This is a genomic window from Kitasatospora sp. NPDC059462 (genome assembly GCF_042749955.1).
Classification (GTDB): domain Bacteria; phylum Actinomycetota; class Actinomycetes; order Streptomycetales; family Streptomycetaceae; genus Kitasatospora.
In genome coordinates, this window is sequence record NZ_JBHYUU010000292.1 from 1 (window position 1) to 6,661 (window position 6,661).

Consider the following 6,661-nt stretch of genomic DNA (forward strand, 5'->3'; position numbering starts at 1 on the left):
AAAAACTGAAGACTCGCGGAGACCGGCTCTGCTTAAAAAAAAAAGGCACGCCGGAAGGGTTCCGCTGCCGGCGGCGCCGGGCGCACCGGGCGCCGCGGCCCGGGCAGCGGCTCGCCCAGGCCGTCGTACGGGTCGCGGCCGGGCCGGGGCTCGTCCCCCGACCGCTTCCCGGGGGCCGGCCGGTCGCTCTCCGCCCGGCCCCAGCGCTTCGGTGCGGCCTCCGGGCGCCCGGGTTCGCTCCGTCCGGCTTCGCTCCGCCCGGGTTCGCTGCGCCCGGTCTCCTGCTGCTCGGGTTCCTCCGACCAGAAGGCGTCGGCCATGGCCTTCCCGATTCTGCGTGCGGCCCTCCCCCATCCGGACGGTCCGGGTCGCGGGCCGGGCCTCGGCCCCGGCGTCGCACCGGGACCGGGTTCGGCCGCGGGCGCGGGACCGGACCGCCCGGGTGCGGGACCGGACCGCCCGGGTGCGGGCGGCGGCGGTACAGGACGGGGCGGCGGCGGGGGCGGCGGGGGCCGCAGCAGCTCGTAGCCGTGGCAGTCCGCGCTGGTCAGATGGGTGAGCCGGTCCGCGTCGGCGTCCGCGCGGCGGCGCCAGCCGGTGACCAGCACGCACCGGCCCGGCCCGGCCGCGGCGGCCGCCCAGAGTCCGGGCGCGTCCGCCTCGGGCAGCAGGTGGCACCCGGCCGGAAGGGCGGGCCGCCACACCGCCGGCTGCGGCGCCGCCCCGGCCGCGAGCGGTGCCCGCTCCGGCCACGGCGCGGCGACCGCCCGGGTGGTCCGCGGCTCGGCCTCCTCCCGCCCCACCGCCTCCCAGGTCTGCGCGATCCACTCGGCGTAGACCGGTCCGGCCCAGTCGGCCAGGTGGCCGGCCAGCTCGGCGAGTGCGGGGACCCTCCCACCGCTGCCGGCCGACGCGGGCCGGTACCAGCCCACGAAGCCGTACAGCGGACGGCCGAACCGGTCCTGCACCATCACCCGGCTGATCAGGTCCAGCTCGCAGGCGGCCCCGACCAGGACCCCTCGGTCGTCACGGTGCAGCAGGAAGCGCGGGCCGTGCTCCAGCCGGCTCCCGCCGGCCACGGCGGCGCGCACGGCGTCCCCCACCGGTCCCTGCCGGTCGACCCCGGCGGGCAGCGCCCGCCACCACTGGTCGACCCGCAGGGTGCGGCCGTAGACCACCGCCGACCAGCCGTCGGCGTTCCCGGGCCCGGGCCCGTCGGTCGTGCTCCTCGTCATGGCGTTCGCCCCTCAGTCCGTGAGCAGCCGGCCGTCGCGGAAGATCGCGACCCCCCGCAGCTCCTCGTCCAGCTCCCGGCAGCGCTCCTGGGCGCGCTGCAGGTCGGCCGAGGTCGCCGAGCTGCTGGCGAGCAGCCGGTCGATCTCCTGCCGGGCGCTGTTCTTCTGCGCCCCCTTGAACAGCCCGCCGAACAACCCCTGGCTGAGCGCGGCCAGTTCGCCGCGCGAGGCGTCGAGGCTGCCGGCGAGCCTGGACATCTCCTGCCGGTTCCGCACGATGCCCTCGCTGAGGTAGTGGCGGAGGCTGAAGATGATCGGCAGGTGGAGGTTCTTCGGGGCGATCCGGCTGGCGTCCACGGTGGCCTGGGCCGCCGCGCCGAAGTTGCCGAGCTGGACGGCGCAGAGCGCCACCGTGACGCCCTCGGCGTCGTCGCCGCCGAGGACCGGGACCAGCTTGGCGAAGTTCCGGCCGGCCGTCTGGAGCGCCTCGGCGGGCCGCATGCCGGTGCGCTCCGCCAGCAGGTCCGCCTTGGTGAGCAGGACGGTGACGCCGGGGACCGGGTCACCGTCCGCCAGGCGTGCGCTGAACACCCGGGAGATCGCGCGGCTGAACCGGGAGATCTCCATCGGGTCGTCGTCCCGGTCGAGGTTGCCGGGCGCGCCGTGCTTGATCCACTCGGCCACGTGCTCGGAGTCCAGCGCCAGGATGATGCTGTCGGACCGCATCAGCCGGTCCTCCAGCAGCGCGACGTCCTCGGCGGCGCCGCGCCGGTCCAGGGCGGCGTTGCCGCGGAAGTCCACGCAGTCGATGGTCATGAGGTCGCGCATGCCCCGGCGGAACACGAACTCGTAGGAGATCGGCCGGTCCGAGGTGGCCTTGGGCATCGTGCCGGTACGGCGCAGCCGGGCCCAGTCCTCGGCGAGGTCGAGGTCGAGGTCGGGGTCGGTCGTGTAGAGGTAGTAGCCCTGCACGCCCATGGAGAGCCGGTTGTACATGCCGTGCAGGTAGGCCGTCTTGCCCGAGCCGCTGGCTCCGAGCAGGGTGAGGGTGAGGGTGGGGACCGTCATCGTGCGGTGTCCTTCGTCTCGTGGGGTCGGTCGTCGGTGAGGTCGTTGCCCGGTGGCGCTGCCGCGTGGCAACGCCCGTGCGGGGCAACACCGGTGCGTGGTGGCGCTGTTCGTCGGCGGTGGTCGGGAAGGATCGGGGCGCTCAGAGCGCGAGGACGTCCTCCAGCAGTTCGCCCAGCCGGTCGGCCGGTGCCACCAGCGGTTCCAGGCGCGCCAGTTCGGCGGCGGCCCGGGCGCGGTCGCGGTCGCGGATGGAGGCCCAGGACGGTTCGTCCTCCCACCAGCTGCTGAGCCGGTCCCACAGGGTGTCGCGCTGGTCGGCGAAGCGGGCGGAGGCCATCAGGCTGTCGATCGAGGCGGACAGCTCCATCGCGCGGCCGATGATCCCGAACCGGAGCGTCCAGAGCACCGGCAGCGCCACGCCCTCCGGCTCCGGCCCGCAGACCAGCGGGATGAACGCCCCCTGGATGTGCCGGGTCTCCTGGACGGCCTCGATCAGCGGCATGAACGGTCCGACGAAGCGCTTCTCCGCGTCGGGCGCGCCGAGGTCGACGAGGTCGGTCTTGGTGAGGGCGATCACCAGCGGGGTCACGCTCTCCTCCCGGTCGGCGACGGCCTGGTGGACGCGGACGACGAGCCGGCGGACGTCCTCCGCAGCCTCGGGGTCGGTGTCCAGGCGCAGGGCGTCGACGAAGAGCACGATGCCGTCGGCGGCGACCAGGTCGTCGTGCAGACGGGCGGCCTGCGGGCTGGAGCGGCGGTGTTCGGTGAGCGCGCCGCCGCGGTGGTCGGTCCAGCGGAACGGGAAGATCTCGTCGCCGTCGTGGCAGAGCACGAACTCGTAGCGGTGCGGCCGGTCGCTGGCCCTCGGGTAGCGACCGCGCAGGATGGCGCGGGCGTCGGCCAGCAGCGAGCGGTGGGCGTCGCGGTCGGCGGTGCGCAGGGTCATGCCCTCGACGCCGTCGCACATGGCGGCGTACATCAGGGAGAGGTAGCTGGTCTTCCCGGCCGCGCTGTGGCCGAGCATCACGATGTCCATGCGGTTCCTCGCGGTTCTCGCGGGTCCTCGGGCGGGTGGTGCGCTTTCGGGCAGGGCAGGGCAGGGCAGGGCAGGGCGGGGCACGGCGCGGCTCGACGACGGCGGCGGCGTGACGGTGGCGGCGTGACGGTGACGGGGTGACGGGGTGACGGGTCGGGGACGAGGCAGGAGCGCCGGCGGCTCAGAACCAGAGCTCGGGATCGACCTCGTCCGGGTAGTGGGTGACGCTCCAGCGGCGGGCGGCCGGCTCCTCGGCGCCCGCCCCGTCGGAGCCGGCGTCGGTGTCGGAACCGCCCTGGGCGGGCGGCGCGGGCGGGTCGGTGAGCGCGCCGAGGGCCACGGCGGCCTTGGGATCGGCGGCCAGGTCGGGCATCCGGCCCAGCCAGGCGGCGACCAGGTCGGCGACCGGCGGCGTCAGGCTGGCGGCCCCGCTGAGCACCATGGCCCCCAGCCCGTCCGGGGTCAGCCCGGCGCGGGTGACGGTCCGCTCCAGCAGCCCCACCGAGGCGGTGAGCGCGGGGGTGACGGCCGCCCGGTACTCACCGCCCTGGACCACGAAGGGATCCGGGTAGCCGGGCACCGCGAGGTACACGGTGCCGGTCTGTGACAGGGATTCCTTCGCCAGGGTCACCTCGCGTGCGAGCTGGGCCCGTTGGTGAGCGGCGGCGGGCGCCGGGTCGGACCAGAGCCGCTGCCACGGCTCGGGGTCGAGGTCCAGCGCACGGTCGCGGAGCAGTTCGAACAGGGCCTGGTCGAGGTCACGGCCGCCGAAGTCGGGGTCTCCGGCCACCGCGACGGCCCGGAAGCCGTCCGCCTCCCGGCGGAGCACGGCGATGTCCACGGTGCCGCCACCGAGGTCGTAGACGGCGATCGGCGCGCCGCCGTCCGCCGGGGCGGCGTCGGCCGCGTGGAAGCGGGCGGCCGCCACCGGTTCCGGCAGCAGTTCCGGCGCGTCCAGTCCGGCCCGTCGGGCGGCCTCGACCAGCCGGTCGAGGTCCCCCGGCGACCAGTCGGCGGGGTGGGTGAGCACGGTGCGCGCCGGCTCCGTGCCGCCGCGCCGCGCCCGGGCCTCGCGCGCCGCCCGGGCCAGCACGGCGGCGGCGAGGTCGACGGTGGCCACCTCGCGGTCGTCCAGCAGCACGGCCGGCTGCCGCAGCAGCGCCCGTTTGGGGTGCTGCTCGGCGCGTTCCGGGCGCTGGGCGGCGAGCTGGACGGCGGCCCGCCCGGTGAGCAGCCGGCCGTCGTCGTCCAGGCAGACCAGGGACGGCAGACAGCGGCTGTTCTCGATCTCGACGGCCGTCACCGCCCCGGGCCCCGCCGCGCCCTGCCCCGCCGCCCCCGGTTCCGCCGCGCCGGCCTGCTCGACGCGCACGGCCGCGGTGGTGAAGCAGGTACCGAAGTCGATCGCCAACGACCAGTCAGACACGTTTCCTCGCAAGGGAGTTGCGGCGTCACGGGGCGCACGGGCGGGCACCGGAAGCCGGAACTCCGGCGCCCCCGCGCAGGATGGTAGGGCCCCGGGGGCAACGGTGGAGAAACTCAGCACATCTTGTAACAATGGCATGGCCATTGCCGGTCGCGTGCCCTCCGCAGCCGCCCCTCGGGCGGCGCCCCGCTCCCCCGGACCGGGGCGCCGCGACCAGTCTCGGCCCGGCGCCCGACCGAAACACCGTCAGGTGACCGAATCCGCGCGCCTTCCCGGCGGCTCCCCCGCCGAACGGCTACCCCTCGGCCGGGTCCTCGACGTGGTCGCCGAGCGCGAGGAGGACCCTGCGCAGCAGACCGGCGAGCTGCTCGCGCTCGGCGGCGGTGAGCCCGGCGAGCTGGCGCTCCTCGCCGACGAGGTGGTGCTCGACGAGGCGGTTGGCCAGCTCCTCGCCGGCACCGGTCAGCGAGATCAGCACCCGCCGGCGGTGGGCGGGGTCGACGGCCCGGTCGACCAGGCCCTTCTCCACGAGGCGGTCGATGCGGTTGGTGAGCGCCGCGGAGCTGACCATCGCGGCCGAGCTCAGCTCACCGGCGTTGAGGACGTGCGGCGGGCCGGAGCGCAGCAGGGTCGCCAGGACGTCGAACTCCCAGGGTTCGATGCCGTGGACGGCGAGGTTGTCCTTGATCCCGCGCTCCAGCAGGCGCGAGGCGCGGGAGATGCGGCCGATCACCGCCATCGGGGAGGCGTCCAGGTCGGGGCGGACCGCGCGCCACTGGGCGGTGATGCGGTCGACGCCGTCGTGCTGCTGCGGCTGCTGTTCCGTCATGCGGCGAGTCTAACAGTTCGACGTGGAAATGTTTGACAGTGCGGATCCAGCGTGCCTATAGTTTCGATATCGAAATTTTCGACAGAGGTGGAATGTCATGAAGATCCTGCTCACCGGCGCCACCGGCTACATCGGCTCCGCCGTCGCCGAGCACCTCGCCGCCGCCGGCCACCAGGTCGTCGCGCTCACCCGCAACCCCGAGCCGCAGCCCGACCGGGGCTGGCACGCCCAGGTGGTCGGCGACACCGCCGACCCGGCCTCGCTGGCCGGCGCGGTGACCCCCGACATCGAGGGCGTGATCCACCTGGCTCCCCCGAGCGGCGACGTCGACGTCGACACCGCCGTCATCGGGGCGCTCACCGCTCCGCTGCGCGGCACCGGCCGCCCCTTCGTCTACACCAGCGGCGTCTGGGTGCTCGGCGCCACCGGCGAGGCCCAGGAGGTCGACGAGGAGGCCCCGACCGACCCGATCGACATCGTCGGCTACCGCCCGCGGATCGAGCAGCGCGTCCTGGCCGAGGCCGCCGAGGGCGTGCGCGCGGTCGTCGTGCGGCCCGGCATCGTGTACGGCCGCGGCGGCGGCATCCCCGCCGTCCTGGTCGACCGGGCCCGCCGGCAGGGGGCTCCGGAGTACTACGGCGAGGAGGGCGTGCGCTGGCCGACCGTCCACGTGGACGACCTCGCCGACCTGTTCGTGACCGCCGTCGAGCGGGCCGAGGCCGGCACCCTCTGGCACGGTGTCGGCGAGTCGGCCGTCCCGGTGCGCGAGCTCGCCCGGGCCGCCGGCCGAGCGGCCGGGGTGCCCGGCGCCCCGGAGCTGGTGCCGCTGGAGCAGGCCGGCGAGGTGTTCGGCCCGCTCTTCGCGGGCGCGCTCGCCCTCGACCAGAGTGTCAGCGGCGCCGCCGCCCGCGCCGCGCTCGGCTGGAAGCCGCAGCGGCAGGGCGCGGTGGCCGAGCTGGTGTCGGGCTCGTACTGACCGCCCGACCGGCCGGCGGGCCCGTCGTTCCTCCACGGGCGACGGGCCCGCCGGGCGGCGCGGCGCCCACGCGGGCGCGGACCGGGCG

At 75.7% G+C, this 6,661-nt stretch carries 6 protein-coding genes; 1 reads left to right on the forward strand and 5 read right to left on the reverse strand.

Annotated elements, in window-relative coordinates; translation table 11 throughout:
• Nucleotides 1–32: 32 nt before the first annotated feature.
• The 5 genes from ACFXAM_RS36980 to ACFXAM_RS37000 form a co-directional block, all read right to left on the reverse strand.
• Nucleotides 33–1,235, reverse strand: a complete 1,203-nt coding sequence (locus ACFXAM_RS36980) for a hypothetical protein (protein WP_380298107.1) — start codon at nt 1,233–1,235, stop codon at nt 33–35.
• Between the two features lie 12 nt (nt 1,236–1,247).
• On the reverse strand, nt 1,248–2,303 hold the full coding sequence (locus ACFXAM_RS36985) for a hypothetical protein (RefSeq protein WP_380298109.1): 1,056 nt from the start codon (nt 2,301–2,303) through the stop codon (nt 1,248–1,250).
• Between the two features lie 142 nt (nt 2,304–2,445).
• Nucleotides 2,446–3,342, reverse strand: a complete 897-nt coding sequence (locus tag ACFXAM_RS36990) for a hypothetical protein (protein ID WP_380298111.1) — start codon at nt 3,340–3,342, stop codon at nt 2,446–2,448.
• Between the two features lie 181 nt (nt 3,343–3,523).
• Nucleotides 3,524–4,768 carry an Hsp70 family protein gene (locus tag ACFXAM_RS36995; protein WP_380298112.1) on the reverse strand — a complete coding sequence of 415 codons (1,245 nt, stop codon included), beginning with the start codon at nt 4,766–4,768 and terminating at the stop codon, nt 3,524–3,526.
• A gap of 295 nt (nt 4,769–5,063) precedes the next feature.
• Nucleotides 5,064–5,597, reverse strand: a complete 534-nt coding sequence (locus tag ACFXAM_RS37000; protein ID WP_380298113.1) for a MarR family winged helix-turn-helix transcriptional regulator — start codon at nt 5,595–5,597, stop codon at nt 5,064–5,066.
• A gap of 97 nt (nt 5,598–5,694) precedes the next feature.
• Here ACFXAM_RS37000 and ACFXAM_RS37005 point away from each other — a divergent pair, with 97 nt between their 5' ends.
• A complete protein-coding gene (locus tag ACFXAM_RS37005) occupies nt 5,695–6,573 on the forward strand; it encodes an NAD-dependent epimerase/dehydratase family protein (RefSeq protein WP_380298115.1) in 879 nt (292 codons plus the stop codon).
• The last annotated feature ends 88 nt before the right edge of the window (nt 6,574–6,661 follow it).